Below are 26,543 nucleotides of genomic sequence, written 5' to 3' on the forward strand. Positions count from 1 at the left end.
TCTCCACTCGCCGGAGGCCTCCTGTTATGGTCGAACGGGTCGGGGCCCCGTGGCCCCGTCACGTGAACGCACCATCCCAAGGGGGACCAATCACATGGACTGGACACGAATCGACTGGGCGCGCGGAGAGGGCGGACCCATCGAGGCCGACCTCATCGAGGCCTACGCCAAGGGCCGGATCAAGCGGCGAGACTTCCTCAAGCGCGGCAGCATCATCGGGTTGTCGATGCCGCTCATGGGCTCCGTCATCGCGGCCTGCGGGAGCGACGACGGCGAGTCCGCCGGCACGACTCCCCCGCCTGACGAGCTCGAGGGCGACGCCGGCGAGGGCGAGACCGACAGCGCATCGGGCACCGCCGCCGAGCCGTCCCAGGGCGGCACGGTCACCTGGGCGAACCAGCAGGGCGACTCGAGCACCGGGCTCGATCCGGTGAACATGCTCGACCTCGGCACCTACAACGTCGTCTCGCAGAGCTTCGAGTACCTGGTCGGCGTCGCCGACGACGGCAACATCGGCCCCACCGCCCTGGCGACCGACTGGTCGCCGAACGACACCGGCGACGTCTGGACCTTCCAGCTTCGCGAGGGCGTCAAGTGGCAGGACGGCTCGGACTTCACCTCCGCCGACGTGGCGGCCACCATGGACCGCCTCGTCGCGAAGGGCAACTCGGCGCTCGACGGCGTGCTGGCGGAGGGCGCGGTCGACGCGTCCGACCCGCTCGTGGCGGTGTTCACGCTGATCGAGGCGAACGGCAACTTCCCCGTCCTCGTCTCGACGTTCAACGCCCAGAGCCCGATCACCCCCGCCGACTTCTCCGACGGGACGACGCTCGACGAGCGCCCGGCCGGCACCGGCGCCTGGATCCTCGACGACTTCGACGCGTCGACGTTCACCGCGAACTTCTCGCGCAACCCCGACTGGTGGGGTGGCACGACCCCGCTCGACGGCATCACGCTGCGCGGGTTCGCCGACATCGGGACCGCCGTGACGGCGATGACCAGCCGCGAGATCGACGGCATCCAGCAGTTCAGCGTGCTGGGTGGCGAAGGTCTGCTCGACGACTCGAACTTCACCGTCCTCGAGCCGCCGTCGGGGAACCACCGCCAGATCTGGTTCAACCTCGACCAGGGCCAGTTCGCCGGCCTGGACGAGAACCGCCTCGTCCGCCAGGCGCTCGCGTGGTGCTGGGATCGCGAGCAGATGGTGTCGACCCTGTTCGCGGGTCGCGCCGAGATCGCGAACGACCACCCGGTGGTCGCCTCGCTCCCGTTCTTCGACCCCGACGCCGTCGAGCAGAGGTCACGCGACATCGAGCGGGCGCGTTCGCTGCTGGCCGAGGCCGGCGTCGACAGCGTCAACGTCGAGTGCAAGACCGGCGACCTCCAGGAGATCCCCGAGCTCGCGGCGATCATGCAGCAGAACGCCGCCGAGGCGGGGATCACGATCAACGTGAGCACCCAGTCGAACTCGACGTTCTACGAGGACGCCTGGTGCCCGGCGCTCTACACCGAGGACGCCCCCGCCGACGGGGTGCCCTGCGGACCGTCGGCCGAGTTCGGCATCGTCGACTACGGCCACCGTCCCATCCCGGACGTCTTCCTCGGCTCCGCGCTCGCCACGAACGGCGTGTGGAACTCGTCGAACTACTCCAACCCGGATCTCGACCAGCAGCTGTCCGCGTACCGCACGGCGGTGGACGTCGAGGGGCAGACCACGGCGATCGGTGAGATCCAGCGGATCCTGTGGGAGGACGTGCCGGCGTCGTACCCGTACTTCTTCAACTACCTCTCCGGCCACGACGCCAGCGTGAGCGGCGTCGTGGCGACGTCGCTCGGGCACTGCATCCTGAGCGGCGCCAGCAAGGCCTGATACCCGCCACGTCGGTCGTCGGGGCCCGGGACGGGCCCCGACGACGGGCGAACAGACGAAGGACGACATGCTCCGATTCGCCCTCAGACGAGCCGCACTGGCTCTCATCACGCTGTTCATCCTGGTCGTGGTCGTGTTCATCCTCACCCGGGCGGCGCCGGGCGACACCGCCCAGCGGATCGCCGGGCCCTTCGCCTCGCAGCAGCGCGTCGACGAGGTCCGCGACCAGTTCGGCCTGGGGGACTCCCTCCCGGTCCAGTTCCTGCGCTACCTGGGCGCCGTCGTCACCCTCGACTTCGGCGTCTCCTTCGCGGACGACAGCCAGTCGGTGATGGGCGACGTCATCCGACCCGCGCTGTGGCGTTCGACGAAGCTCGTCATGCTGGCGCTGGTGATGACGATCCCGATCAGCATCCTCGGCGGCGTGGTCGCAGCACGCAAGAAGGACACCTACGCCGACCGATCGATCGTCAACCTGGGGCTGGCGAGCGCCTCGATCCCGGAGTTCGTGTCCGGCGTGATCCTGCAGTACCTGCTCGGCGTCCGGCTGAAGCGGGAGGGCTTCTTCGGGTTCACGACCGACTTCTTCCCCGCCATCACGGTCATCCCCAACGACGCGGGTGCGCTCACCGAGATCCGCTACCTGCTCCTGCCGGCGCTCGCCATCGTGCTGGTGTACTTCGGCTACATCGCACGCGTCACGCGGGCGGGCACGATCACGGCGCTCGACGCCGACTACGCACGCACCGCGTACATGAAGGGTCTCGGCACGCGCAAGGTCGTGCGCCGACACATCCTCCGCAACGCGCTCCAGCCGACGGTGGCGGTGACCGGGACGCAGGTCGGCTACCTGTTCGGCGGGCTCGTCGCCCTCGAGGTGGTGTTCGAGTACAACGGGCTCGGACGAGTCATCCTCGACGCCGCGCTGCTCCCCAACTTCCCGGTGGTCCAGGCGGGGGTCATCGTCGTGGCCATCATCTTCATGATCACCACCCTCCTCGCCGACCTCCTCATCGCCTACATGAACCCACGGGCACGACTCGACACCGGAGCAGCATGAGCACCACCGACTCGACCGCAGACGACATCCCCGATCTGGGCCCGCAGGGCGGCTCGGACGGCGAATCGGCGACCGACGTCGCGACGACGGCCGACGAGGAGATCGTCCCGATGGCGGAGGTCGGTCCGAGCGCCGCCGCCGCGGACCGCAAGCAGGTCCGCCGGGAACGGCTGCTCGTGCTCGCGAAGACCCCGGGCTTCATCGTCGGGATGCTGATCCTGCTGTTCTGGACCGCCGCGGCGATCGTGCCGACCATCTTCACGACGAACGAGCCCAACGAGGCGGTGCGCGTCGACGGTTCGACGATCCCACGTGCCGAACCGCAGGCCGACGCCTGGTTCGGGACCGACTCGATCGGCAACGACGTCTTCGCCCGCGTGATCCACGGCGCTCGTCCGATCATCCTGCTCGCCGTCGTCGCCGCTCTGCTCGCCGTCGTCGCCGGCACCCTGCTCGGCCTGGTCGTCGGCTACTACCGGGGTTGGGTCGACGAGATCCTCAGCCGCGTCATCGAGGCGTTCCTGTCGATCCCGGTGATCCTGCTCGCCATCATGGTCCTGACCCTCTTCGGGCGCTCGAGCACGGTGCTGATCGCGACGATCGCGCTCCTGTTCACCCCGGTGGTCGCACGCACGATCAGATCGGCCGTGATCGCCGAGGGCCAGCTCGACTACGTCACCTCGGCCAAGCTGCGCGGCGAGAGCTCGATCTTCGTGATGACCCGGGAGATCCTCCCGAACATCACGGGCGTGGCCGTCGTCGAGCTGACCGTCCGCGTCGGGTACGCCATCTTCACCGTCGCCACGCTGGCCTTCCTCGGTCTCTCGGCCGGGGACTCCAGCGCCGCCAACTGGGGAACGGACATCACCAAGCAGTACAAGCTGATCCAGTCGGGTCAGTGGTGGTCCACCATCTTCCCCGCCCTCGCAATCGCGTCCCTGGTGATCGGGGTCAACCTCGTCGCCGACTCCATCGATCGGGCCAACAAGTCATGACCGTCACCGAACCGGATCCCGTCGCCGAACGAGGCGACCCGAACACCGCCGCCCTGGCCATCCAGGACCTCGAGCTCGCCTACCGGGTCCGGGGGATCCCACGGGCGGTGCTGCGCGGGGTGTCGTTCCAGGTGCGTCCCGGAGAGGCGTACGGCCTCGTGGGCGAGTCCGGCTGCGGCAAGTCGACCACCGCCTACGCGGCGTTGCGGTACCTCCCCGAGAACGCCGTCGTGCAGGGCGGGTCGGTGCTGTCCGACGGTGAGGACCTCCTCACCATGTCGAACGCGCAGCTCCGGCGTTTCCGAGCGACGAGGGCGTCGATGGTCTACCAGGACCCCGTCCAGGCGATGAACCCGTCGTTGCGCATCGGCAAGCAGGTCGCGGAGTGCTTCACGATCCTCGGCCAGAGCCGGTCCGAGGCGGAGTCGAGCGCGGAGGAGGCGCTCCGGCGCGTGAAGATCGCCGCGCCGGCCAGCGTGCTGGATCGCTTCCCGCACCAGCTCTCGGGGGGCATGTTGCAGCGTGTCGTCATCGCGATGGCGCTCGCATCGGATCCGCAGCTCCTCGTGCTGGACGAACCGACGACCGGCCTCGACGCGACCGTGGAGGCCGAGGTCCTCGACCTGGTCCGCGATCTGCGCGCGGAGACGAACGCCGCCGTGCTCCTGATCGCGCACAACCTCGGCGTGATCCGCTCGATGTGCGACCAGGTCGGCGTCATGTACGCCGGCAAGCTCGTCGAGCAGGGTGACGCTCAGCAGATCTTCGACGATCCCAAGCACCCGTACACGAAGGGCCTGCTCAACGCCATCCCCCGCAAGGGTCTGCGCAAGACGGATCGCGCGCTGTTCACCATCCCCGGGAACCTGCCGCTCATCGGCACCGAGCTCCCGACCTGCGTGTACGTCGACCGCTGCCCGCTCGCCGACGACCTGTGCCGCGAGGTGGTGCCGCCGGTCGTCGAGGTGCGCGACGGCCAGTGGTCGCGCTGCCACCACATCGACCGGATGGACGAGATCACCGAACCCGACGCCGACGTCACGGACTACGACATCGGCACCGAGAGCGTCATCGCCCTCGACGGCGTGTCGAAGACCTTCCGCCAGCGCGGGAGCGACGTGCCGGCGCTGGTCGGCATCGATCTCGGGTTCCACGAGGGCGAGACGCTCGGGCTCGTCGGCGAGTCGGGCTCCGGCAAGAGCACGCTCGCGAAGACGCTGCTGGGGATCCACCCGCCCGACGAGGGCGGCGAGATCACGTTGCGCGGGCGGCCGATGAAGCCGGACGCGTCGAACCGCGTGCGCGAATCGATCAGGTCGCTGTCGATGGTCTTCCAGAACCCCGACTCGGCGTTGAATCGATCGTGGACCGTGCGCAGGATCCTGCACCGCACCGTCACGAAGCTCACGGAGATGGACGGCGACGAGGCCGACCGTCGCGTCGAGGAGATCGCGGAAGCCATGCGGTTGTCGCCTCGCCACCTCGACATGCGTCCCCGTCAGCTGTCCGGCGGGCTCAAGCAGCGCGTCGCCATCGCACGAGCCTTCGCCGGCGACCCCGACGTCGTCGTGTGCGACGAACCGACCTCGGCGCTCGACGTGTCGGTGCAGGCGGCCATCCTGAACCTGCTCGCGCACCTCCAGAACGACGATCGCACGGCGTACCTGTTCATCACCCACGACATCGGCGTGGTGCGCTACCTCGCCGACCGGATCGCGGTCATGTACCTCGGCCGGATCATGGAGATCGGGTCCACCGACGTCATGTTCAGCGAGGTGAACCACCCCTACACCGAAGCTCTGCTGTCGGCGGTGCCGTCGGTCGACGGGGAGGCCGAGAACCGGATCCCCCTGAACGGCGAGATCCCGTCACCGTCGAACCCGCCGACGGGCTGCGTGTTCCACACGCGCTGCCACCGCGCGATCGAGGGGCTGTGCGATGTGGAGGATCCGCCGATGAAGGAGATCTCGCCCGGGCACAGCATCAAGTGCGTGCTCTCGATCGAGGAGCTGTCGACACCGGTGCGGATCACGGAGTCCGACAAGCTGGCGGAGCTCGCCGACTGAGCGCCCGTCCCGTCGGCGCTCCGGCGACGACGGGACGCGTTCGGTCAGTCCCGGATGATCCACTCGGCGCCGTCGGCGGTGTCGCGCACCTCGATCCCGGCTGCGTCGAGGCCGTCGCGGACGGCGTCGGACACCGCGTAGGCCTTCTCCTCGCGCGCCACGCGCCGGGCGTCGAGCGCAGCCTCCACCACCGGGCCGAGCACGGCCCGGGGGTCGCGCAGCCCTGCGTCGGCGGCGGCGCCGAGCTTGACGATCATCGAGCGCAGCGCACGCCGCGCCTGGTCCGTCTCGTCGGACTGCAGGGTGTCGGCGGACCACTCGACGATCGCGGCGTCGAGGTCGAGCACCGCACTCACGGCCGCCGAGGAGTCGCCGTCGGCGATCGCGTCGTTGAACCGTCGCTCCAGCGTCGCTGCGGTCGTGCCGAGCGAGGCGGTCCCACCCGGCGTCCCCCCACCGTCGGGCGCGTCGACCCGGTCGGTTCCCTCGCCGCCGAGTGATCGGTCGACGTCGTCGACCGTCGACGTGGCACCGGCGGCGTCGTCGGTGCCGCCGGACCGGATGAGGTCGATCGGCACCGTGCGACCGGCCTCGACGCGCACCGACCCCGCGTCCGAGCGCAGGGTCATCGCGCCCTTGCCGACGACCTCGGCGGTGTCGGCGTCGAGATCCATGATCAGCCCGGTGTGCTCGTCGAGCCCGAGGACGAAGGCGCCGTCGGGGAGCTCGGGCTCGAGCAGCGCGAGGCGTCGCTCGCCGAGGTAGCAGAACCGGGTGTCGTGGTGGCCCCCCTCGGCGTTGTCGTAGTGGGGGATGACGGCTGCGTGGATCCCGATCTCGGCGAGGAGGTCGAGGCCGGGCTCCCACCAGGGGTCCATCCCGACCTTGTAGATCTCGTAGACGGGGATGGTCGAGCACCCGAGCGTGAGCGCCGCCGCGGACGAGAACACCAGCGCGCCACCGCCTCCGGGAGCGATCTTCTCGGCGAGCACGTCGCGCAGGCCGGTCCGGTGCCACTGGCGGAGCGCGAAGGTCGGGCTGCCCGGCCCGGCGAACACCCAGTCGGCGTCGCGCACCCTCGCGATGGCCGCCTCGACGGCGGCGGAGTCGCCGGTGTCGGTCCGGGCGAGGCCGGCGACCTCCACGTCGCGCCCGAACCCGTCGGAGAAGTACTTGGTCGTCGCGGCCGCCAGGTTCGGCGCGTTCTCCTGGAAGCCGAACGGGGTGTCGAGCATGATCGGGCGGACGGGGTCGCCCTGCGCGGTGAGGCGCTCGAACACCTCGCGGTGCGGCGCCTTCATCGTCGGAGCGGTCTCACCCGATCCCATGATCACGAGCAGTCGGGGCAGGGTCATCGTGAGGTCTCCGTGTCGTGGTGGTCCGTGTCGTGGTGATCCGTGTCGTCGCGGTCCGTGTCGTCCTGGTCGTCGCCCGCCGAGGCGCGGCGGGCGCTCCCGTCGGGCGGTGGGAAGAAGTCGGGGTCGGTGGCGGCGTCGTGGAGCAGGTCCGCGACCTCGTCGGGCCGCTGGGCGTGGACGTCGTGGTGGGCCGGACGGAACCAGTGCGCCCGCCCCCGGGGGAGCGCTGCGACGGCCGCGTCGACGGCCGACTCCTTCGAGTCGGTCCACCCGACGTCCCCGGTGTCGGCGGCGATCAGCAGGGTCGGCACGTCGACATCGGGGTACACCGCGGCCGGGGAGTGCTCCCACAGACCGTGAAGGACCTCGAGGTGGCGCTCGAACGTCAGCCACGGAGCGATCGTGCCGTCGGCACGCACCTCGAAGTTGGCCAGCGTCCCCTCCCGTCCCTCCTCCGGCCAGTCGGACGCCGATCGGTCCAGCCACCCGCGCATCGTCTCGAGCGGCGTCCCGGCGAGCTTCGGTGGGGCGAGCGCCTCGGCGCACCGCTCCCAGTCGGCGAACCGAGCACCGAGCTCGATGAAGCCACCGTCGACGCACGTAACGAGAGCGACGGCGCCGGGGTGGCGATGGCCGAGCTCGAGCACGACGTTCCCACCCCACGACTGCCCGGCGACGGCGGGCCGATCGAGGTCGAGCACGTCGATCAGCAGGGCGAGGTCGTCCGCGCAGGTCGCGACGTCGTAGGGGCCCTCCGGCTTCGACGACAGGCCGTGGCCGCGCTGGTCGACGGTGACGACGAGGTGCCCCATCGCCGCGAGGCGCCAGGCGACCCCGTCCCACAGGCGTGCGTTGGACGCCAGACCGTGGGTCAGGACCCAGCTCGGGAGCCCGGCCTCGTGCGCGCCGGGCGGCTCCCACCGGCGCACGTGCAACGTGACGCCCGATGCGAGGTCGTGGAGCTCGTCGACGGGCTCGACCACCCGGCCCCGGTTCGCCCGAGCTCCAGCGCTGACGTCGCCGGGACCGTCCGGAACCGATCCGATCACGACGCCACCGAGCGGATCCGGTCGAGCAGCTCGAGCATCTCGACGGAGCGCTCAGCCGGGCGGGGCCACGGCCTCGTGCCGCGGACCGCGATGGCGAACGCCTCGACCATCGAGCGGTAGGGGTCGTTGCCGGCGACGGTGACCGGCGAGCCGGGCGCGGCGTCGCCAGCGCGCCCGGCGTCGGGGCGCTCGCTCGCGACGTGCGCGCTGCGCAGGTAGGTGGTGTCGCCGACGCCACCGGTGAAGGCCTCGGTCGGGATCGCCAGCGTCCCCCCGGTGCCGCACACGGTGAGGCGCTGCACCTCGTCGTCGACGAACGAGCACGAGATCGTGCCCTCCCGCCCGTCGGGCCAACGCAGCGATGCCTCCGTCGACGCGTCGACGCCGCCGCGGCGGCGCGTGCGGACCTCGACCGTCTCCGGTTCGTGATCCCACAGCTCGACGATCGCTCCGAGGGCGTAGATCCCGACGTCGAGCAGCGCACCTCCGCCCTGGTCGGCGTCCCATCGGTAGTTGTCGTCGGCGTCGGGACCGATGGTGAAGCGGAACGAGCCGTGGATCGCGGTCACGTCGCCGACGTCGCCCGACCGCGCCCGCTCGACGACCTCGCGGTACCGGTCGTGGAACGGGGTCATCCACGCCTCGGCCAGGATCACGCCGGCGCGGTCGCAGGCGTCGACCATCGCCCGGGCGGTCTCGGCGTCGGCCGCCAGCGGCTTCTCGCACAGGACGTGCTTGCCGGCCGCGGCGCACCGCTCGGTCCACTCGCGGTGCATGCCGTTGGGGAGGGGGATGTACACCGCCTCGACGTCGGGGTGGCCGACGACGTCGTCGTAGTCGGCCACCGCCACGGACTCCCAGCGCGGATCGATCCGGGATCCCCGTGAGGCGAGCGCCACGAGGCGGCAACCCGTCGCCGCCTCGACGGCCGGGAGCACCGCCGCGTTCGCCACGAACGATCCCACCCCGACGACGCCGATCCCCACGGGGTCGTCGGCGCTCCGACCGACGTCCGCCGTCACGCCGGCTCGACCAGCTCGCCGTTCGCACCGGAGCGGTGGGCGGCCTCGAGGACCGCGACGACGTCGCGCGACTGCTCGGGCCGCACGGCGAGGGGCTCGTCGAGCAGGAGGTGGTCGGCGAGGTTGCGGTGGAACCCCCACCCGGGGTGCGGCGCCGGGCGAACGGTGGACTCGACGAGGCCGTGATCGCCGTCGTAGCGGGCCAGGTGCAGCTCGACGGGCCGCTCCGCGTGGTGCGACTCGTGACGTCGATGCCCGCGGCCGGGCTCGATGCGGTCGGAGACGATCGGGTCGTAGCGGCCCTCGAGGGTCCCCGCCGTGCCCTCGACGTGGAACTTCGGTCGACGGATCGCGCACACGTCGCTCTGCCGGAACGTCGCCTCGCGCCCGTCGGGCCACTGCATCCACACCGAGAGCTGGTCGACGTTGGTGGTGTCGTGCCAGACCCGCGCGTGCGTCGAGCACAGCACGCGCGACGGGGCGTGGCCGTAGTGCTGGACGATCCAGTCCACGTGGTGCGAGCCCCAGTCGTAGACGGCGCCGCCGGAGATCGACTCCTCGGAGTGCCACGCTCGGCACGGGTGCTCGAAGCCGCCGACGAAGGTCTCGATGTTGAACACGTCGCCGAGGTCCCCGCGGTCGACGAGGCGACGGATCGCGAGCCAGTCGGTGTCCCAGCGTCGGCTCTGGTGGACGGTGATCGTCCGATCGACGTCGCGCGCGAGCGCGATGAGCTCGTCGGCGTCCGACGTCGCCAGGCACATCGGCTTCTCGACCACGACGTGCTTGCCGGCGCGCAGCAGCTCGCGCGCGATCTCGGCGTGCAGCACCGGAGGGGTCGCGACGATCGCGACGTCGACGTCGGGATCGGCGGCGAGGGCGGTCGCCGAGTCGTGGCCGCGCAGCTGCGCGAAGTCGCCGCGGGCGGCGTCGATGCGCTCCGCCGACGAGTCGGCGGCGGCGACCAGCGCGAGGCCATCGGTCTCGGTCGCGGCGAGGCCGTGGAGGTACCCCATCCCGCCGAAGGGTCCGTACCCGACGACGCCGACGCCGAGCTCGGAGGTGTCGGTGCGCACTTCGCCGCGCACGAGTCGGCGCAGGAGGATCGACAGGGTGGGGTGGGCCTCGACGGACCCGACGGAGTCCACCCCGAGGGTCACGACCCGGCCGGCGCCGACGCGCCGGACGACGACCGTGGGCTCGTGGCGGAAGCGCACGCTGGTGGTCGCGGCGACCTCCACGTCGGGATCGAACGGGTCGAGCAGCACCAGCGACGTCGTCAGCGGCACCTCGGGGTCCAGGCGGACCGCCTCGGGGCGGTCGGCGAGGGTGACGAACCACTCGGTGAGCGGGAGCCGGTCGGAGAAGCGGGCCCCGGCCAGGGACTCGCCGACCTCGTCGCGCGGGGTGGCGACCACCACGACGGTGCCGCCGTCGCTCGCGAACCGCTCGAGCTCACCGGCCTCGCCGGCCTCGATGCGACCCGTCACCGTCCGGGGCTCGCGCCGGTCGTCGGTGGTGGCGGGCGCAGCGCGCGGGGAGCGGTCGACGTCGGTCGGTCCGGGTGTCGCGATGGTCATCTGTGCTCGATTCGGTGGGTCGTCGGCGATCGTCGACGGCGAGCGATCGGCCCCACGGCATCGCCCGACGCCGCCGTCACGACGATACCGGCCGGTTCGGATCGCACCGGTCGGGAGCGCACCGGGGAACGGCCGTCTTCGAGCAGGGGGTGTCGTTGCGTCCAGCTCGCAACTAGGGTCCCGGTCATGACGGAGAGTGCTCGACAGAAGCGTGCGGTGCGGCGGAGAGGGCGCCTGCGGGGTGTCGTGGCGGGCGTCGCTGCGGCTGCGCTGGTGGCCGGGTGCGGATCGAGCGATCCTGTCACGAGCGACGGCGCCGGTGCAGGTTCGAGCCCCACATCTGATCGCTTGACGATCGTCACCACCGTCGCCCCGATCACCTCGATCGTCGCGAACGTCGTCGGCGACCGGGCCGACATCATCGGGATCGTCCCGGAGGGCACCAACTCGCACACCTTCGAGCCGCCGCCGTCGGCCGCCGAGGTGCTCTCCGGAGCCGACGTGGTGTTCATCAACGGGCTGCAGCTCGAGGAGCCGACGAAGGAGCTCGCCGGCGCCAACCTCGCCGACGGCGTGCCCCTCGTCGAGCTGGGTGACGCGACGATCGACCCCGACCAGTACCGCTACGACTTCTCGTTCCCCGAATCGGGCGGCAAGCCGAACCCCCACCTGTGGACCGATCCGGTCCTCGCGGGTCGCTACGCCGACATCGTCCTCGACACCATGGTCGAGGTGGACCCGGAGGGCGAGGCCACGTACCGGGAGAACCACGAGGCGTTCTCCGAGCTCGTCGACGAGTTCGACCAGGCGGTGCGCACGTCGCTCGAGACGGTCCCGGAGGAGAACCGCAAGCTCGTGACCTACCACGACGCCTACGCCTACTTCGCCGAGACCTACGGGTGGACCGTGGTCGGCGCCGTCCAACCGTCCGACTTCGGCGAGCCCACCCCGTCCAAGGTCGTCGAGCTGATCGAGCAGATCCGCGCCGAGGGGGTCCCGGCGATCTTCGGATCCGAGGTCTTCCCGTCGCCGGTGCTCGAGCAGGTGGCCACCGAGACCGGTGCGATCTACGTCGACGACCTGCGCGACGACGACCTCCCGGGCGAGCCCGGTGACCCCGAGCACTCCTGGGTCGGTCTGATGCGCTTCGACTTCGTCACCCTCACCGAGGCCCTCGGCGGCGATGCCACGGCGCTGCGCGACTTCGAGGTGCGCGACGTGGCCCCCGACGAGGCCCGGTACCCGCAGTGAGCGACCCCCGGTGAGCGAACCGCTGTGAGCGTGATCGACCGGATCCGTGGTCGCCCCGACCTCGGGATCGATGACGAGGCGGGCGCGCTGCTGCGGGCCGAGGCGCTGTCGGTGTCGTTCGGTTCCGGACCCGTGCTGAGCGCCGTCGACCTCGAGATCACCCCCGGCGACATGATCGGCGTGGTCGGACCCTCGGGCTCGGGGAAGTCGACCCTGCTGAAGGCCCTCCTCGGCACCATCCGCCCGACCGAGGGGCGCGTCGTGCGCCGCCCGGGCACGACCATCGGCTTCGTCCCCCAGGTGGAGCGCATCGACTGGAACTTCCCGGTGACCGTCGCCGAGTGCGTCGGCATGGCGCGGGCGTCCGGGCTCCGGACCCCGTGGATCTCCCGGTCGGAGCGCGCGGAGATCACCGCCGTGCTCGACCGGCTCGGCCTCGACGGTCTCGGCGGGCGCCACATCCGCGACCTGTCCGGAGGCCAGCAGCAGCGGGTGTTCATCGCCCGCGCCCTGTTCACCGGCTCCGCGGTGATCTTCCTCGACGAGCCGACCTCGGGGCTCGACGTGCGGACCCGCCACGAGGTGCTGCACCTGCTCGGCGACCTCAACGCCGAGGGCCTCACGATCCTGCTGTCGACCCACGACCTCAACGGGATCGCCACCCACCTGCCGACCATCGTGTGCCTCAACCGCGAGGTCGTCGGCGCCGGGCCGCCCGAGGCGGTCCTGACCCCCGAGATCCTCGAGCGCACCTACGGCTCGCCGATGCAGATCCTCGAGCACGGGGGGATGCGCGTCGTCGTCGACGCCGGACCCGACGCGAGCGTCATCCCGATCACCCGGCGGGCGTCCGGCCAGTGAGCTGGGACGCGCTCACCGCGCCGTACGCGTTCGAGTTCTTCCTCAACGGGGTCGTGGTCGCGACGGTCGCCGGGGCGCTGTGCGGGCTGGTGGGCTGCTACGTGGTGCTGCGCAACATGAGCTACATCGGCCACGGGCTGTCGCACGCCATCTTCGGCGGGTACGCGGCGGCCGGGCTGATCGGCGTCAACCTCTTCGTCGGCGCCGGGATCTGGGGGGTGGTGACGGCGTTGATGATCGGCGGGATCGTGCGTCGTCGCCCGATCGGGTCGGACGCCGCGATCGGCGTGGTCACGACCGCCTCGTTCGCGCTCGGCATCGCTCTGGTCGAGAGGTACGGATCGCCCGGACGGAGCGCGGACGCCCTGCTGTTCGGCAACGTCCTGGGGGTCGGCCGCTCGGACGTGTGGCTGGTGGTGGGCGTCTCGGCCGTCGCCGTCGCCTTCATCGTGGTCGGGTACCGGCCCCTGCTGTTCACCACCTTCGACACCGAGGTCGCCGAGGCGACCGGGGTGCGCACCACGTTCGTCGACGGCGCGCTGATGGTCGTCCTCGCCGCCACGGTGCTCGCGACGATGAACGTCATGGGGGTGACGCTCATCGCCGCGACCCTCGTCGTGCCGGCGGTCGTCGCGCGGATGATCACCGACAGCTTCTCGACGATGCTCGTCGTCGCGACCGCGGTGGGCGCGTTCAGCGGGTTCGTCGGGATGAACATCAGCTACCACCTGGACCTGCCGTCGGGGTCGACGATCGTCCTCGTCGGGACCGTCCTGTTCATCGCCGCCTACCTCGCCGGCGGGAGCCTGAGGGCGCGCGCGGGCACCGTGGCCCACGCGCACTGACGAGAGCGATCGTGCGTCGGCAGCATCCCCACCGCGTCGACCCCGGCGACTGGACGCCGGAGACCGTGGCCGACGCGCTGCGGGCGGCAGGGTGCCGGGTCACCGGTCCGCGGGTCGCGGTGCTGCGCGCGCTGCTCGACACCGGGGGGACCGTGGACGCGGCGACCTTGGCGGAGCGGGCTCGAGAGCACGAGCCCGACGTCCACGATGCCACGGTCTACCGCACCGTGAGGGTGCTCACCGAGGTCGGCATCGCGACGCACGTCCACGCCGGTCACGGCCCGTCGCTAGTGCGCCTGGCCGGCGACGACGGCCTCGTCGCCGTCTGCCGGGGCTGCGGCGACATCGAGCCGGTCCCCACGGACCTGATCGCCACGATGAGCACGCGGATGCGCGCTCGGACCGGGTTCGCCCTCGAGCCCGGGCACTTCGCGCTCGAGGGGCTGTGCGCCTCGTGCCGGGAGCCGACCGACCCGTCCCGGCCCAGCCCGGTGGGGGACGGGAGCCCCCACCGACGCGACGACCTCAGACGGCGCTGAGGTCGGCCATCACCTTCGACCAGCGATCGGGGTCGCTGGCGTAGGGGGCGTAGAAGCTGATCCGCTGGATGACGTCGCCGTACCGGCGAGACAGCTCCGGCGCGATCTGCTCGGGTTCGCCGACGACGGCGAAGGTGTTCAGGATCTCGTCGTCGATGAGCGTGCCCATCTTCTCCCACTCGCCCTGCTTGGAGAGCGAGTTCAGCTCCTCCTGGAGCCCGCCCCAGCCGTGGATCTCGAGCACCTTGCGGTACGCGGGGGTCGAGCCGTAGAACGCGATCTGCTGGCGGGTCCCGGCGGCGGCCTTCTCCATCTCCTCGTCGTCGTTGCCGGTGACCACGAACGAGGGACCGACGATCTCGAAGTCGTCCATCGTCTTGCCCGCCTTCTCACGTCCGCGCTCGAGCGCCGGGATCGTCACCTCGCGCAGGTACTTCTCGGTCGTGAACCCGTGGCACAGGAAGCCGTCGCACACCTCGCCGGCGGTCTCGGTCATGAGCTCGCCCACCCCGGCCAGGAACACCTTCGGGGTCCCGAAGTCCTCCAGCTCGTCGGCGTCGGGCGTGAAGAACGGCGTCATCAGCGTGTGGGTGTAGAAGTCGCCGCGGAACTCGAGCTTGTCACCCGTGAGCCAGGTGTCCCAGATGGCGCGCATGGCCAGCACGAACTCGCGCATCCGGGGAGCGGGGTGCGACCAGTCCATCGAGAAGCGCTTCTCGATGTGGGGCTTGATCTGGCTGCCGAGGCCGAGCACGAACCGACCCTTGGAGTACGCCTGCAGGTCCCACGCCGTGTTCGCCAACGTCATCGGGTTGCGCGCGAAGGCGACCGCGATCGAGGTGCCGATCTCGAGCTCGGTGGTGTGCTCCGCGGCGAGCAGGAGGGGGAGGAACGGGTCGTGCGACGTCTCCGCGGTCCACGCGCCGGCGTACCCGGCCTCCTCGACCTCGCGTGCCCTGGTCGCCACCTGGGCGAGGTCGGTCCCGATGCTCCCGTCGACCTTCATCGTGGGACTCCGGACCGGGTGCGCGCGCTGGTGCTCATCGCGGTCACCGTACCGTCACCCCTGATCTCGGAAGAACTCCTGGATCTCTCGTGCGAGCTCGTCGCCGGAGCGCATCTCGAGCTCCGACTCGCGACCGGGGCCACCCGCCTCGGATTCCTGGTCCTCGGCCAGGTCGTGGAGCTCCTCGAGCTGGGTCAGCATCGTCTGGTACTCCGACTTCTCGGCCACCATGCGGTCGAGGCGGGTCCGCTGCTCGGCGACCTCGTCGCGCAGGTCGAGCGCCTCGATCTCGATCCCGGTGACCTCGGCGAGGCCGTCGAGCAGCGCGACGGACGCCGCCGGGTACTCCATCGCCGACACGTAGTGCGGCACCTGCGCCCAGATCCCGAGCGCGGGGATGCGCCGGGCGTGCATCGCGTGCTCGAGCACCGCGGCCATCCCGGCCGGGACGTCGACGGAGCTGCGCGCGAAGTTGACGGAGGCGAGCACCTCGCTCGAGGGCGTCGACACGGACAGCCGCGAGGGGCGGGTGTGGGGGGAGGCGAACGGGTAGGCGCCGAGCGAGACCATCTGGGTCACCCCCAGCTCGACGGCCAGCGTCGACACCGCCCGCCCGAAGCGGCGCCACGCCATGTCGGGTTCGGGCCCGACCAGGAAGACGACGTCGCGGCCACCGGGGGAGCGCCCCGAGCGCATCTCGATCGTCGCCCAGTCGAGGTCGGTGTTCAACCCGTCGCGCAGCTGCATCGTCGGACGGCGGGCGCGGTAGTCGATGTAGGTGTCGTCGTCGAAGGTGAGGATCGGGGTCGACTCGCACGCTCTCGTGAGCTCGGCCGCGGCGGCCGCCGCGGCGCCGGCGGCATCGATCCACCCGGTCAGCATCACGACCATCACCGGTTCGTGGAGCGCCGGTTCCCGCACCGAGCGCACGACGCCGTCGCGGGCGTCGCTCTCGTCGGTCCCGGCGTCGTCGGGCAGGGCATCCCCGCCCGCCCCGTCGCGACGGCGTGCGGGGTCGTCGTCGGGGCGAGGATCGCCGGGCTCGCTCACGACATCTCCTCGACGAGCCGCTCCGCCGCGGCCGCCGCGTCGTCGACCTGTCGCCGGAACCCGTCGAGGAACTCGGGATCCTGCTCGCCGAGCGCCCCGCCCAGGTAGCGCGAGAACACGCCCTCGAGGATGCACGCCAGCTTCCAGTACGCGAACGCGACGTAGAAGTCGAGCTGAGCGATGTCGCGCCCCGACACCTCGGCGTAGCGCCGGGCGAGCTCGGAGCGGTCCCAGAACCCGTCGAGCTCGGTGGCGCTGCCGGTCCAGGCGGACGCCCCGTCGCCGGGGCCGGTCCAGTACACCTGGAGCAGCCCGAGGTCGGCGAGCGGGTCGCCGAGGGTGCAGATCTCCCAGTCGAGCACCGCGACGACCTCCCCGTCGTCGTCGACCATGCAGTTGTCGAGCCGGTAGTCGCCGTGGACGATCGTCGCCGGACCCTGCTCCGGGATCCGCTCGAGCAGGAGGTCGTGGGCGCGGTCGACGGCGGGCAGGTCGCGCGTCCGCCCCTGGTCCCACTGCGCGTACCACCGCCTGAGCTGGCGCTCGACGTAGCCCTCGTGGCGGCCGAGCTCCGTCAGCCCGGCGGCGCCGAGGTCGACGGCGTGGATGCGCGCCAGCGTGTCGACGAGCGAGCGCGACGCCCTGTCCCGCCCGGCGGCGTCGAGCACGGCGGCCGCGGCCTCGACGTCGCGCAGCACGTGGCCGTCGACGTGCTCCATCACGTAGAACGGCACGCCGTTGACGTCCGGGTCGCTGCACAGCCCGAGCACCGGGGGGACGGGGACGTCGCTGCCCTGCAGGCCGCTCAGGATCCGGTGCTCGCGCTCCATGTCGTGCGCGCTCGCCAGCACGTGGCCGAGGGGCGGTCGGCGGAGCACGAACCGGCGTCCGTCGGCGTCGGTGACGGTCACCGTGATGTTCGAGTGACCGCCGGTGATCGGCGAGAACGTGAACGGCGGGGACGTGCCCCGCACGTTCGCGGCGAGCCACTCCGGGACCCGGACCGGATCGATCCCGGCGGTGCCGGCCCCCACCCCCGACGACTCGAGCCGCCGGTCGTCGGGATCGCTGGAGGGACCGTGGGACATCGCGCTCCGGAGGGTAGGTCGTCGTGGCGGGTATCGTCACCGGGATGGTCGCCATCGACGTCACGGATGAAACGTTCCAGACCGAGGTCCTCGACAGATCCGCCGAGGTCGCGGTCGTCATCGACCTCTGGGCGGAGTGGTGCGGACCGTGCAAGACGCTCGGTCCGATCCTGGAGAAGGTGATCGACGAGACCGACGGCGAGGTCGTGCTCGCGAAGGTCGACGTCGACGCGAACCCGGCGCTCGGTCAGGCGTTCAAGGTGCAGTCGATCCCGGCGGTGTACGCGATGCGCGACGGCAAGGTCGTCGACGGCTTCATGGGCGCCTACCCCGAGGCGTCGGTGCGCGAGTTCGTCGACAAGCTGCGCCCGACCGAGGACGAGCGCGCGGTCGACGAGCTGGTGGCGGCGGGCGACGAGCCCAGCCTGCGGCTCGCGCTCCAGATGGAGCCGGCGAACGAGGACGCGATCGTCGCCCTCGGCGAGGTGCTCGTGGCGGACGGCCGCGGCGACGAGGCGCTCGAGCTGCTCGGGCGGATCCCCGAATCCGACCGCACCCGGCGCGTGGCCGCGGCCGCTCGCGTCGGAGACGCGCCCGCCGACGACCACGACGCCACCCTGAGCTCGCTGCTCGACCGGGTGAAGGACGACGACGAGGCGCGCCAGCAGTACGTCGACCTGCTCGAGCTGATGGGCGGCGACGACCCGCGCACCGCCGAGTACCGCAAGAAGCTCACCCAGCGCCTGTTCTGAGCGCACGGCGCGCCGCGTCGGCCCGGCGAGCCGGGACCGTCGCGCTTCGCGTCCCTCCGACCGAGGGCGACGGGGCCGGCGGCCACGAGGAGCTCACGAGTTCGTCGTCGCGCCGTCCAGGTGTCCTCTCCGCACGCCGTCCTCGCTAGGTTGCCGTCACCGACTCCCTCCCGCTGAGGTCGCGCGCGCCGGTCGGCGTGCGAGAGGAGGGGCGGTGCGAGCACCGATCGAACACGACGTCGACACGGGGCCGACGCGCCCCACCGGCCCGGCGGCCCCCGGCGAGCGGGCACGGGCGTGGCTCGAGTGGTTCGGGGTGTCACGGCTCGTCACGTCGGCGGTCGCGGTGGTGGTCGTGTGCGTCGGCGCGTACTGGCTCGCCCGTTCGCCGGTGCCGTCGCCCGAGTCGACCCTGCCGTTCGCGACCGCGGCTCCGACGGTGCCGGCTGACGGCACGGGTCCGCCCGCCTCCGCGCCCGGCGCGGGTTCCCCGGTGGCCGGCGGGTCCGGTGCGCCGTCGGCGGCGGGCGGGGAGGACGGGGCGGTCCCTCGAGCCGACGAGCCCGCCACGGTCGTCGTGCACGTCGCGGGGGCGGTGGTGCGCCCCGGCGTCTACGAGCTCGACGGCACCGCCCGCGTCGACGATGCGATCGCGGAGGCGGGCGGGGCGACCGGTGACGCCGACCCCGAAGCGCTGAACCTCGCGGCACCGGTCGTCGACGGCAGCCGCATCCACGTCCCGCGCCACGGGGAGGAGGTCCCCGCCGAGCTGGTGATCGCGCCGCCGCCACCCACCGACGTCGCCGACGCGCCGGTCGACGTGAACCGTGCGACCGCCGAGCGACTCGAGACCCTTCCCGGGGTCGGTCCGGCCACCGCCGCCGCGATCGTGACCGAGCGCGAGCGCAGCGGGCCGTTCGCGTCCCCGGCCGATCTCGAGCGGGTTCCGGGCATCGGTCCGGCGAAGCTCGCCGCGCTCGAGAGGCTCGTCGTCACGTGAGGGTCGGTCGGAGCCACGCCGCGGGTCGACGCGCCGCCTCGCCCACGCCCGCCCGCGTCACAGATCCAGGACGCCGCCGCCGACGGTCACGGTGGCGAACACCAGCGCCACGACCACGCCGACCCACACGCCGAGCAGCATCCAGGCGTAGTGGCGCCACCAGTCCGACCAGGTGGCGAAGGGGTGCCGCGTGGCGCGCCGCGAGGCGAGCAGCCCGATCAGGAGCCACATCGCCACCGCGGCGACGACCGCGATCGGGTAGAGGCCGCGATCGGCGAACGGAGCCCCGACGGCGAGCAGCGTCGGTGCCGCGAAGTACCCCCCGAGCAGCCCGACCGGCCCGCTCCAGCCCGCGTCGGACAGCGACAGCGCGGCGAACGCCGCCACCCCGATCGCCCCGGGCACGATCAGCGCCACGAGGGGTCCGAACGTGCGGATCCGATCGCGGTACCAGCGAGGCCCACCGGTGAGGTGGTACTCGGCGATGGTGTCGCCCGACGGGGATCCGGACGCGGTGGAGGAGGTGGTCGCAGGCACGCGACGCACACGTTACGGGACCGGGGCCTCTCGGCCCGACCACCTCGGGGCGCGCGCCGCCACGGCGCCCGCGCTGGCCGTGGCGGTCGCGACGGTGGTGGCGGTGCGGTCCGGCGACCCGCGCGTCGCGGCGGTCGCCGCGGTCGCCGTCGCGATCCGATGGCGGTCCTCCGCGACGTGCGCGCTGGTGGTCGTGCTGTGCGTGGTCGGGGCGCTGCGGTCCCAGGCCGAGTGGCGCGGGGTGCAGCCCGACTCGCTGGGAGCGCACACCGGGTGGGTGCGCGTCGTCGACGATCCCCAGCCCTTCCGCAGCAGCACCCGCGTCGTCGTCGAGGTCGAGGGGGAGCGGTTCGAGTCGTGGGCGCGCGGGCGGGGGAGCCGAGCCGTCGTCGGGCGTTGGCGGGCGGGGGAGCGGGTCGTCGTCAGCGGGGAGCGCACGCGCCTCGACGAGCGGCGCGCCTCGCGGGTTGCGTGGCAGCACGTGGTCGGGGAGATGCGGATCGACTGGGTCGGTGACAGCGCCCCCGGCGGGGCGGTGGCGCGTGCGTCGAACCGCGTGCGCAGCGCGATCGAGCGCGCCGGAGACGCGCTCGGCGATCCCGAGGGAGCGCTGTTCCGCGGCCTGGTGGTCGGAGACGATCGCGACCAGCCGCCGGAGATGGTGGAGCGGTTCCGCGCCAGCGGGCTGTCGCACCTGACGGCCGTGTCCGGACAGAACGTGTCGTTCCTCCTCGCCGCGACGGGTCCGGTGCTGCGCCGTCTGCGACCGTGGGCGCGCTGGGTGGTCACGATCGGGCTGATCGCGTGGTTCGTCGCGCTGACCCGCTTCGAGCCGTCGATCGTGCGGGCGGGGGTCATGGCCTCGTTGTCCGCCACCGCGTTCGTGCTCGGTCGCGAGCGCGACCCGGTGCGCACCCTCGCCGTGGCGGTGGTCGTCCTGGTCCTCGTCGACCCGCTCATCGTGTGGTCGGTCGGGTTCTGGCTGTCGGTCGGCGCGACGCTCGGGGTGAGCGGTCCCGGCCCGTGGATCGCTCGCAGGTGGTCGCGCCTCGGCGCCCTGGCCCTCCCGCTCGGGGTGACGCTCGGTGCCCAGATCGGGGTCGCCATCCCCAGCGTGCTGGTGTTCGGGCGGCTGCCGTTGGTGAGCATCCCGGCGAACCTGCTGGCGGTGCCCGTCGCCGGGGCGGTGATGCTCTACGGGATGCCCGCCGGGCTCGTCGCCGGGTGGATCCCGGCGGTCGCGCCGGCCGTCGTGTTCCCGGCGCGGCTGGGGACCCGCTGGGTGGACGCGGTCGCGCTGATCGGCGCGCGCCTCGAGCCCGGTCCGACCGGCCAGGTGGTCGGGTGGGTGCTGATCACCGTGGTGTCGGTCGTCGCGCTCGCGATCTGCTGCGATACTCGCGGGTCGAATGGCGACCTTCCTCGTGACCGGTGACGACGAGTCCCTCGTGCGCACCGCGGTGGCCGAGCTGGTCGACTCCCTCGTCGGCGACGGCGACCGCTCGATCGTGGTCGACGAGTTCGACACCGACGACTACGAGCTGCGCGCCGTGGTCGACGCGGCCCAGACGCCGCCGTTCCTCACCGACCGGCGGGTGGTGGTCGCCCGCGGCGTGAGCCGGTTCAACGCCGCCGATCTCCCGGGGCTGCTCGCGTACCTGGACGACCCGCTGGACTCCTCCGACCTGGTCCTCGCCGAGGGCGGTGACGGCCGGATGTCGAAGAAGCTGAGCGACGCCGTCACCTCGACGGGGACCGTCGTCGCGACGGCTCCGCCGCGCAAGGCGGCCGACCGGCAGGGGTGGATCCGCGACCACATCGAGCGCAGCGGGCTGACGATCGACCGCGCCGCCCTGGTGCGCCTCACCGAGTGGCTGGGCGAGGACCCGGCCCGCCTCGACGGTCTGCTCGCCACCCTGGCGGGCGCGTTCGGGCAGGGCGCGACGCTCGGCGAGCCCGATGTCGAGCCCTTCCTCGGCGAGGCGGGAGGGGTGCCGCCCTGGGACCTCACCGACGCCATCTCCCGAGGGGACACCGCGGCGGCGCTGACCCTGATGGGGCGGATGGTGCACGGCGGCGGGCGCCACCCGCTCCAGGTCATGGCGACGCTGCACCACCACTACGTCGCCCTCGCCCGCCTCGACGGATCGGGGGCGCGCTCGGAGAAGGACGCAGCCGTCGCGACCGGGCTGAAGGGCTTCCCGGCGAAGAAGGCGTTGCAGGGCTACGAGCGCCTGGGCGGGACCGCGACGCGGCGAGCGCTCGAGCTGCTCGCCCAGGCCGACCTCGATCTGCGCGGCGCGCGCGACCTCGAGCCCGAGCTCGTCATGGAGGTCCTCGTCGCGCGGCTCTCCAAGCTGCGCCGCTGACGGCGGACACCGCCGCGCCCGGTCGTCGATCTCGTGACGACGCGACGCATCGCCGATCGGGGGCGGCTGCGAGACGACGAACGGCGCCGTCCCGGAGGGAGGCGCCGTCGGTGTCGGTCGGCCGCGTCAGCGGCCGTGGGGTGATCGTCAGCTCTCGGCGGACTGCAGCTGCTTCATCAGCCGGCTCTTCTTGCGGGCTGCGGTGTTCTTGTGGATGACGCCCTTCGACGCGGCCTTGTCGATCCGGGCGATCGCCGCACGGGTCGCGTCGCTCGTCGGGTCGGCCTGCTCGAGAGCGCTCTTCACCCGCGTGCGCATCTCGGCGCGCACGGACTTGTTGCGCTCGTGGGACTTGGCATTGGTGAGGATGCGCTTCTTCTGGCTCTTGATGTTCGCCATCGTGCTCTCGATCTCTCTCGTCGGGTCGTCCGTCGGCCGGAACGGCCCGTGAACAGCCGTGAGACTCTAGCGGCGCGCCCTCGGCGGCCCCAACGTCACGCCGGCGGCGCACCGGGCGGCGGCGTCGCCGTCGGCGGTAGCGTCGGGTCGGTCATGGATCTCGCCCGCATCCGCAACTTCTCGATCATCGCGCACATCGACCACGGCAAGTCGACGCTGTCGGATCGCATCCTCGAGATCACCGGAGCGGTGCAGCAGCGCGACATGAAGGCGCAGTACCTGGACTCGATGGACCTCGAGCGCGAGCGGGGCATCACGATCAAGGCGCAGAACGTGCGCGTCGGGTGGAAGGACCACGTCTTCCACCTGATCGACACCCCGGGCCACGTCGACTTCGGCTACGAGGTGAGCCGGTCGCTCGCCGGCGTGCGAGGGGGTGGTGCTCGTCGTCGACGCCGCGCAGGGGATCGAGGCCCAGACGCTGGCCAACCTGCTACCTCGCGCTCGAGCACGACCTCGAGATCGTCGCCGCGCTGAACAAGATCGACCTCCCCGCCGCCGACGTCGACCGCTACGCCGGCGAGATCGAGACGGTGCTCGGCATCCCACGCGACGAGATCATCCCGATGTCGGCCAAGACGGGCCAGGGCGTCCCCGAGCTGCTCGACGCGATCATCGAGCGGATCCCGGCGCCGGTCGGTGACGTCGACGCCCCACTGCAGGGCCTCATCTTCGACTCGCAGTTCGACCAGTACCGGGGGGTCGTGTCGAGCATCCGGGTCGTCAACGGCACCCTGCGCTCGGGGGCCAAGCTCGAGTTCATGCAGGCGGCCGCCACCCACGAGGCGCTCGAGATCGGCGCTCGCGAACCGGTGCCCACGCCGAAGGACTCCCTCGGCCCCGGCGAGGTCGGCTACCTCATCGCCGGGATCAAGGACGTCGGCGACGCCCGCTCGGGTGAGACCGTGACCACCTCGTCGAACGGGTCGAGCGATCCGCTCCCCGGCTACTCCGACCCCAAGCCGATGGTCTTCTCGGGGTTGTTCCCGATCGACGGCGACGACTTCGAGCTGCTGCGGGAGTCGCTCGAGAAGCTGAAGCTGAACGACGCGTCGATCACCTACCTCCCGGAGTCGTCGGGCGCCTCGGGTTCGGCTTCCGCTGCGGGTTCCTCGGGCTGCTGCACATGGAGATCGTCAAGGAGCGGCTGGAGCGCGAGTTCGGCCTCGCCCTGATCGCCACCGCCCCCAGCGTCGAGTACCTGGTGACCACCACGGCCGGCGAGGAGCTCAAGGTGGACAACCCCGCCGAGCTCCCGGAGTCGCAGAAGATCGACGAGATCCGCGAGCCCTACTTCACGCTCTCGATCATCAGCCCGACCGAGTACACCGGGCCGCTGATGGACCTGTGCCAGACCCGTCGTGGCGAGATGAAGAAGATGGAGTACCTGTCGCCCGAGCGCGTCGAGCTCGTCTACGAGGTCCCCCTCGCCGAGGTCGTCGTCGACTTCTTCGACCAGATGAAGTCGCGCACCAAGGGCTACGCCAGCCTCGACTACGAGCTCGCCGGGTACCGCAGGTCGAACCTGGTGAAGGTCGACCTGCTGCTCAACGCCATCCCGGCCGACGCGTTCTCGATGATCGTGCACCGCGACCACGCGTACTCCTACGGCAACCGGATGTGCGAGAAGCTCAAGGAGCTGATCCCTCGCCAGATGTTCGACGTACCGATCCAGGCGGCGATCGGCGGCAAGATCATCGCGCGCGAGACGGTCAAGGCGAAGCGCAAGGACGTGACCGCCAAGTGCTACGGCGGCGACATCACCCGCAAGCGCAAGCTGCTCGAGAAGCAGAAGGAGGGCAAGAAGAAGATGAAGGCGATCGGCCGGGTGGAGGTCCCCGGAGACGTGTTCATCAACGCCCTCAAGCTCGACGACTGAGATGCCGTCCGGGCGCGCCGGAGCCCGCCGTCGAACGGCGGGCTCCGGACCGGGACCGCTTCCCGTCGGCGACGGAGCGGTGGTGGTGCGTCAGGTCGGCGTGACGTCGAAGTGCTCGGCGGCCTCGGCCTTCGTCTCGGCGTCGAGCACGTGGTCACCGGACGCCTTCGGCCCCGACTTGACCCACTCTTGTCGAAGGGGACGACGATGTTGCCCTCGTCGGACTCGTAGGAGCCCTCGATCGGCACGTACCGCTCCTTCGCGAGCACACCGGGCTTCACGACGAGCCACTGGGGTGCGGTCTCGTCGTCTCCGTAGATCACGTCCGTCACCTTCCCCACGGTGTTGTGGTTCTCGTCGACCACCTCGTGGTCGACGTAGCTGATGCGTTCCTTCGTCATGGCTCTGATCACCTCGTCATCGTTTCGTTCGATGTTCGTCATCGAATCGTAAAGAAGGTGTACCCCCGTTCACGAACGCTCAAACGCGCCGCGGCGCGGCTGGGAGCACGATCGGCGGGGTACCACGACGTCGTGCGGTCGCGGTCGATCATGTGGTTCCGACGAGACCTCCGGCTGGACGACAACCCGGCTCTGCTCGCGGCGGCCGACGAGGGTGCGGTGGTGCCGGTGTTCGTCGTCGATCCGGCCTTCGACGAGGCCGGTCCGGTTCGGTCCGCGTACCTCCACCGGGCGCTCACCGCGCTCGACGAGTCGATACGCGAGCGGTCGGGGACCGGTCTCGTCATCCGCCACGGCGATCCGACCGACGAGATCCCCGCCCTGGCGGAGGAGACCGGAGCGACCACGGTCTGCGTGAGTCGGGACGCGACGCCCTACGGCCGTCGCCGGGACGCCGCCGTGATCGATGCGCTCGCCGGATCCGGTCGACGCCTGCGCGGCGTGGGGTCTCCCTACGCCGTCGACCCGGGGACGGTGCGGCGCGGCGACGGCGGCCCGTACTCGGTGTTCACCCCCTTCGCCCGCTCCTGGCGGGCGACCGGTTGGGATCCGCCGCACCCGCCGCCCGGCGGCGACGTCGCGTGGCACGGCGCCGGGACGCCCGGGATCGAGTCCGACGACCTCGGACCGGCCCCGGAGCCGGGCTGCGAGCTCCCCCCGGTCGGAGAGCGGTCGGCCCGACGTCGGTGGGGCGCCTTCGTGGCGGACGGCGGCGCCGACGACGGCTCGATCCGGTCCGCGCTCGCGGCGTACGACGACCTGCGCGACGTCCCGGCCCGACGCGGGACCAGCCGCCTGTCGGCGGACCTCAAGTGGGGGACGATCCACCCGCGCACCCTGCTCGCCGACATCGGATCGGGCGACGCGGCGGCGTGGGGCGACGGAGCGGCGACGTTCTCCGACGAGCTCGCCTGGCGCGACTTCTACGCCGACGTCCTGCTCCGACGCCCGGACAGCGCGTGGCGCAACCTGAACCCGAAGCTCGACGGGATCGAGCTCGACACGGGCGCGGAGGCCGAGGAGCGGTTCGGTCGCTGGTGCCGGGGTGAGACCGGCTTCGGCATCGTCGACGCCGGGATGCGCCAGCTCTCCTCGATCGGCTGGATGCACAACCGGGTGCGGATGATCACCGCGAGCTTCCTGGTGAAGGACCTCCACCTCCCGTGGCAGTGGGGAGCTCGGTGGTTCATGCGCCACCTCGTCGACGGCGACCTCGCCTCGAACAACCACGGGTGGCAGTGGGCGGCCGGGACCGGGACCGACGCCGCGCCCTACTTCCGGGTGTTCAACCCGACCCGGCAGCAGGAGCGCTTCGACCCCGACGGCGCCTACGTCGCACGCTGGGCGCCCGAGCCGGTCGAGCCGATGCTCGACCACGCCGTCGAGCGTGCCGAGGCGCTGCGCCGACTCGCGGCGGCCACCCCCTGATCGCCGGGACCACCGCCG

Annotated in this window: 22 protein-coding genes and 2 pseudogenes; 14 read left to right on the forward strand and 10 right to left on the reverse strand. The window is 71.7% G+C overall.

Going from position 1 to position 26,543, the window contains the following annotated elements:
* Nucleotides 1-94: 94 nt before the first annotated feature.
* From ACOOHC_RS07020 to ACOOHC_RS07035, 4 genes are all read left to right on the forward strand, one after another.
* Nucleotides 95-1,870, forward strand: coding sequence for an ABC transporter substrate-binding protein (locus ACOOHC_RS07020; RefSeq protein WP_420453288.1), 1,776 nt, complete (start codon nucleotides 95-97; stop codon nucleotides 1,868-1,870).
* A gap of 67 nt (nucleotides 1,871-1,937) precedes the next feature.
* The gene (locus tag ACOOHC_RS07025) at nucleotides 1,938-2,930 is read left to right on the forward strand and encodes an ABC transporter permease (RefSeq protein ID WP_420453289.1); all 993 of its coding nucleotides are present in this window, start codon (nucleotides 1,938-1,940) and stop codon (nucleotides 2,928-2,930) included.
* Entirely contained in the window at nucleotides 2,927-3,925 is a 999-nt protein-coding gene (locus tag ACOOHC_RS07030) for an ABC transporter permease (protein ID WP_420453290.1), read from the forward strand. Before ACOOHC_RS07025 ends, ACOOHC_RS07030 begins: the two co-directional genes overlap by 4 nt.
* Nucleotides 3,922-5,991 (forward strand): ABC transporter ATP-binding protein, encoded by a 2,070-nt coding sequence (locus ACOOHC_RS07035; RefSeq protein WP_420453291.1) that lies wholly within the window; start codon nucleotides 3,922-3,924, stop codon nucleotides 5,989-5,991. The genes ACOOHC_RS07030 and ACOOHC_RS07035 overlap by 4 nt, the downstream gene beginning before the upstream one ends.
* A gap of 44 nt (nucleotides 5,992-6,035) precedes the next feature.
* On the opposite strand, the gene ACOOHC_RS07040 is transcribed toward ACOOHC_RS07035, so the two are convergent.
* The 4 genes from ACOOHC_RS07040 to ACOOHC_RS07055 form a co-directional block, all read right to left on the reverse strand.
* Nucleotides 6,036-7,346: a hypothetical protein gene (locus tag ACOOHC_RS07040; RefSeq protein WP_420453292.1), complete on the reverse strand. Its 1,311-nt coding sequence runs from the start codon at nucleotides 7,344-7,346 to the stop codon at nucleotides 6,036-6,038.
* Entirely contained in the window at nucleotides 7,343-8,332 is a 990-nt protein-coding gene (locus ACOOHC_RS07045) for an alpha/beta fold hydrolase (protein ID WP_420453293.1), read from the reverse strand. Before ACOOHC_RS07045 ends, ACOOHC_RS07040 begins: the two co-directional genes overlap by 4 nt.
* Before the next feature lie 62 nt (nucleotides 8,333-8,394).
* A complete protein-coding gene (locus tag ACOOHC_RS07050) occupies nucleotides 8,395-9,420 on the reverse strand; it encodes a Gfo/Idh/MocA family protein (RefSeq protein ID WP_420453294.1) in 1,026 nt (341 codons plus the stop codon).
* Nucleotides 9,417-11,000, reverse strand: coding sequence for a Gfo/Idh/MocA family protein (locus ACOOHC_RS07055; protein ID WP_420453295.1), 1,584 nt, complete (start codon nucleotides 10,998-11,000; stop codon nucleotides 9,417-9,419). Before ACOOHC_RS07055 ends, ACOOHC_RS07050 begins: the two co-directional genes overlap by 4 nt.
* Nucleotides 11,001-11,348: 348 nt before the next feature.
* Here ACOOHC_RS07055 and ACOOHC_RS07060 point away from each other — a divergent pair, with 348 nt between their 5' ends.
* Genes ACOOHC_RS07060 through ACOOHC_RS07075 form a run of 4 tightly spaced genes read left to right on the forward strand, consistent with a single transcriptional unit; the run spans nucleotide 11,349 to nucleotide 14,496 of the window.
* Entirely contained in the window at nucleotides 11,349-12,251 is a 903-nt protein-coding gene (locus tag ACOOHC_RS07060; RefSeq protein WP_420453296.1) for a metal ABC transporter substrate-binding protein, read from the forward strand.
* Between the two features lie 24 nt (nucleotides 12,252-12,275).
* On the forward strand, nucleotides 12,276-13,112 hold the full coding sequence (locus ACOOHC_RS07065) for a metal ABC transporter ATP-binding protein (protein WP_420453297.1): 837 nt from the start codon (nucleotides 12,276-12,278) through the stop codon (nucleotides 13,110-13,112).
* Nucleotides 13,109-13,957: a metal ABC transporter permease gene (locus ACOOHC_RS07070; protein WP_420453298.1), complete on the forward strand. Its 849-nt coding sequence runs from the start codon at nucleotides 13,109-13,111 to the stop codon at nucleotides 13,955-13,957. Before ACOOHC_RS07065 ends, ACOOHC_RS07070 begins: the two co-directional genes overlap by 4 nt.
* An 11-nt stretch (nucleotides 13,958-13,968) precedes the next feature.
* Nucleotides 13,969-14,496, forward strand: coding sequence for a Fur family transcriptional regulator (locus ACOOHC_RS07075; RefSeq protein ID WP_420453299.1), 528 nt, complete (start codon nucleotides 13,969-13,971; stop codon nucleotides 14,494-14,496).
* On the opposite strand, the gene ACOOHC_RS07080 is transcribed toward ACOOHC_RS07075, so the two are convergent.
* Genes ACOOHC_RS07080 through ACOOHC_RS07090 form a run of 3 tightly spaced genes read right to left on the reverse strand, consistent with a single transcriptional unit; the run spans nucleotide 14,483 to nucleotide 17,640 of the window.
* On the reverse strand, nucleotides 14,483-15,502 hold the full coding sequence (locus tag ACOOHC_RS07080; RefSeq protein ID WP_420453300.1) for an LLM class F420-dependent oxidoreductase: 1,020 nt from the start codon (nucleotides 15,500-15,502) through the stop codon (nucleotides 14,483-14,485). The two genes, ACOOHC_RS07075 and ACOOHC_RS07080, sit on opposite strands and share 14 nt — an antisense overlap.
* Nucleotides 15,503-15,556: 54 nt before the next feature.
* Complete coding sequence (locus ACOOHC_RS07085; protein ID WP_420453301.1) at nucleotides 15,557-16,552, reverse strand: PAC2 family protein; 996 nt, start codon at nucleotides 16,550-16,552, stop codon at nucleotides 15,557-15,559.
* A complete protein-coding gene (locus tag ACOOHC_RS07090) occupies nucleotides 16,549-17,640 on the reverse strand; it encodes a phosphotransferase family protein (protein ID WP_420453302.1) in 1,092 nt (363 codons plus the stop codon). The genes ACOOHC_RS07085 and ACOOHC_RS07090 overlap by 4 nt, the downstream gene beginning before the upstream one ends.
* A gap of 23 nt (nucleotides 17,641-17,663) precedes the next feature.
* Here ACOOHC_RS07090 and ACOOHC_RS07095 point away from each other — a divergent pair, with 23 nt between their 5' ends.
* Both ACOOHC_RS07095 and ACOOHC_RS07100 read left to right on the forward strand, forming a co-directional pair.
* Complete coding sequence (locus ACOOHC_RS07095) at nucleotides 17,664-18,392, forward strand: tetratricopeptide repeat protein (RefSeq protein ID WP_420453303.1); 729 nt, start codon at nucleotides 17,664-17,666, stop codon at nucleotides 18,390-18,392.
* A 214-nt stretch (nucleotides 18,393-18,606) separates the two neighbouring features.
* Nucleotides 18,607-19,392 (forward strand): helix-hairpin-helix domain-containing protein, encoded by a 786-nt coding sequence (locus ACOOHC_RS07100; RefSeq protein WP_420453304.1) that lies wholly within the window; start codon nucleotides 18,607-18,609, stop codon nucleotides 19,390-19,392.
* A gap of 57 nt (nucleotides 19,393-19,449) precedes the next feature.
* Here ACOOHC_RS07100 and ACOOHC_RS07105 read toward each other — a convergent pair whose 3' ends face one another.
* Complete coding sequence (locus ACOOHC_RS07105; protein WP_420453305.1) at nucleotides 19,450-19,929, reverse strand: hypothetical protein; 480 nt, start codon at nucleotides 19,927-19,929, stop codon at nucleotides 19,450-19,452.
* Between the two features lie 103 nt (nucleotides 19,930-20,032).
* Here ACOOHC_RS07105 and ACOOHC_RS07110 point away from each other — a divergent pair, with 103 nt between their 5' ends.
* Together ACOOHC_RS07110 and holA are read left to right on the forward strand one after the other, a co-directional pair.
* Nucleotides 20,033-21,364 carry a ComEC/Rec2 family competence protein gene (locus tag ACOOHC_RS07110; protein WP_420453306.1) on the forward strand — a complete coding sequence of 444 codons (1,332 nt, stop codon included), beginning with the start codon at nucleotides 20,033-20,035 and terminating at the stop codon, nucleotides 21,362-21,364.
* Nucleotides 21,339-22,298: a DNA polymerase III subunit delta gene (holA, locus tag ACOOHC_RS07115; protein ID WP_420453307.1), complete on the forward strand. Its 960-nt coding sequence runs from the start codon at nucleotides 21,339-21,341 to the stop codon at nucleotides 22,296-22,298. The genes ACOOHC_RS07110 and holA overlap by 26 nt, the downstream gene beginning before the upstream one ends.
* Nucleotides 22,299-22,445: 147 nt before the next feature.
* Here the strand turns inward: holA and rpsT are convergent, their stop codons facing one another.
* The gene (gene rpsT / locus ACOOHC_RS07120; protein ID WP_420453308.1) at nucleotides 22,446-22,697 is read right to left on the reverse strand and encodes a 30S ribosomal protein S20; all 252 of its coding nucleotides are present in this window, start codon (nucleotides 22,695-22,697) and stop codon (nucleotides 22,446-22,448) included.
* Nucleotides 22,698-22,850: 153 nt separating this feature from the next.
* Between rpsT and lepA the strand changes: the two are divergent.
* Nucleotides 22,851-24,636, forward strand: a pseudogene (gene lepA, locus ACOOHC_RS07125) (translation elongation factor 4).
* A gap of 197 nt (nucleotides 24,637-24,833) precedes the next feature.
* Here the strand turns inward: lepA and ACOOHC_RS07130 are convergent.
* Nucleotides 24,834-25,079, reverse strand: a pseudogene (locus ACOOHC_RS07130) (PRC-barrel domain-containing protein); the annotation flags it as partial.
* Nucleotides 25,080-25,187: 108 nt separating this feature from the next.
* Here ACOOHC_RS07130 and ACOOHC_RS07135 point away from each other — a divergent pair.
* Nucleotides 25,188-26,525, forward strand: a complete 1,338-nt coding sequence (locus ACOOHC_RS07135; RefSeq protein WP_420453771.1) for a cryptochrome/photolyase family protein — start codon at nucleotides 25,188-25,190, stop codon at nucleotides 26,523-26,525.
* Nucleotides 26,526-26,543: the final 18 nt, after the last annotated feature.

The sequence above is a fragment of the Ilumatobacter sp. genome, assembly GCF_965215205.1.
In the GTDB taxonomy this organism is placed as follows: Bacteria; Actinomycetota; Acidimicrobiia; order Acidimicrobiales; family Ilumatobacteraceae; genus Ilumatobacter_A.

Excerpts from the sequence above, each read along its gene's own strand:
- ACOOHC_RS07020 (WP_420453288.1), top strand. The coding sequence starts at position 95 with ATGGACTGGACACGAATCGACTGGGCGCGCGGAGAGGGCGGACCCATC.
- ACOOHC_RS07025 (WP_420453289.1), top strand. The coding sequence starts at position 1,938 with ATGCTCCGATTCGCCCTCAGACGAGCCGCACTGGCTCTCATCACGCTG.
- ACOOHC_RS07030 (WP_420453290.1), top strand. The coding sequence starts at position 2,927 with ATGAGCACCACCGACTCGACCGCAGACGACATCCCCGATCTGGGCCCG.
- ACOOHC_RS07035 (WP_420453291.1), top strand. The coding sequence starts at position 3,922 with ATGACCGTCACCGAACCGGATCCCGTCGCCGAACGAGGCGACCCGAAC.
- ACOOHC_RS07040 (WP_420453292.1), bottom strand. The coding sequence starts at position 7,346 with ATGACCCTGCCCCGACTGCTCGTGATCATGGGATCGGGTGAGACCGCT.
- ACOOHC_RS07055 (WP_420453295.1), bottom strand. The coding sequence starts at position 11,000 with ATGACCATCGCGACACCCGGACCGACCGACGTCGACCGCTCCCCGCGC.
- ACOOHC_RS07080 (WP_420453300.1), bottom strand. The coding sequence starts at position 15,502 with ATGAAGGTCGACGGGAGCATCGGGACCGACCTCGCCCAGGTGGCGACC.
- ACOOHC_RS07090 (WP_420453302.1), bottom strand. The coding sequence starts at position 17,640 with ATGTCCCACGGTCCCTCCAGCGATCCCGACGACCGGCGGCTCGAGTCG.
- holA (WP_420453307.1), top strand. The coding sequence starts at position 21,339 with ATGGCGACCTTCCTCGTGACCGGTGACGACGAGTCCCTCGTGCGCACC.
- rpsT (WP_420453308.1), bottom strand. The coding sequence starts at position 22,697 with ATGGCGAACATCAAGAGCCAGAAGAAGCGCATCCTCACCAATGCCAAG.
- ACOOHC_RS07135 (WP_420453771.1), top strand. The coding sequence starts at position 25,188 with ATGTGGTTCCGACGAGACCTCCGGCTGGACGACAACCCGGCTCTGCTC.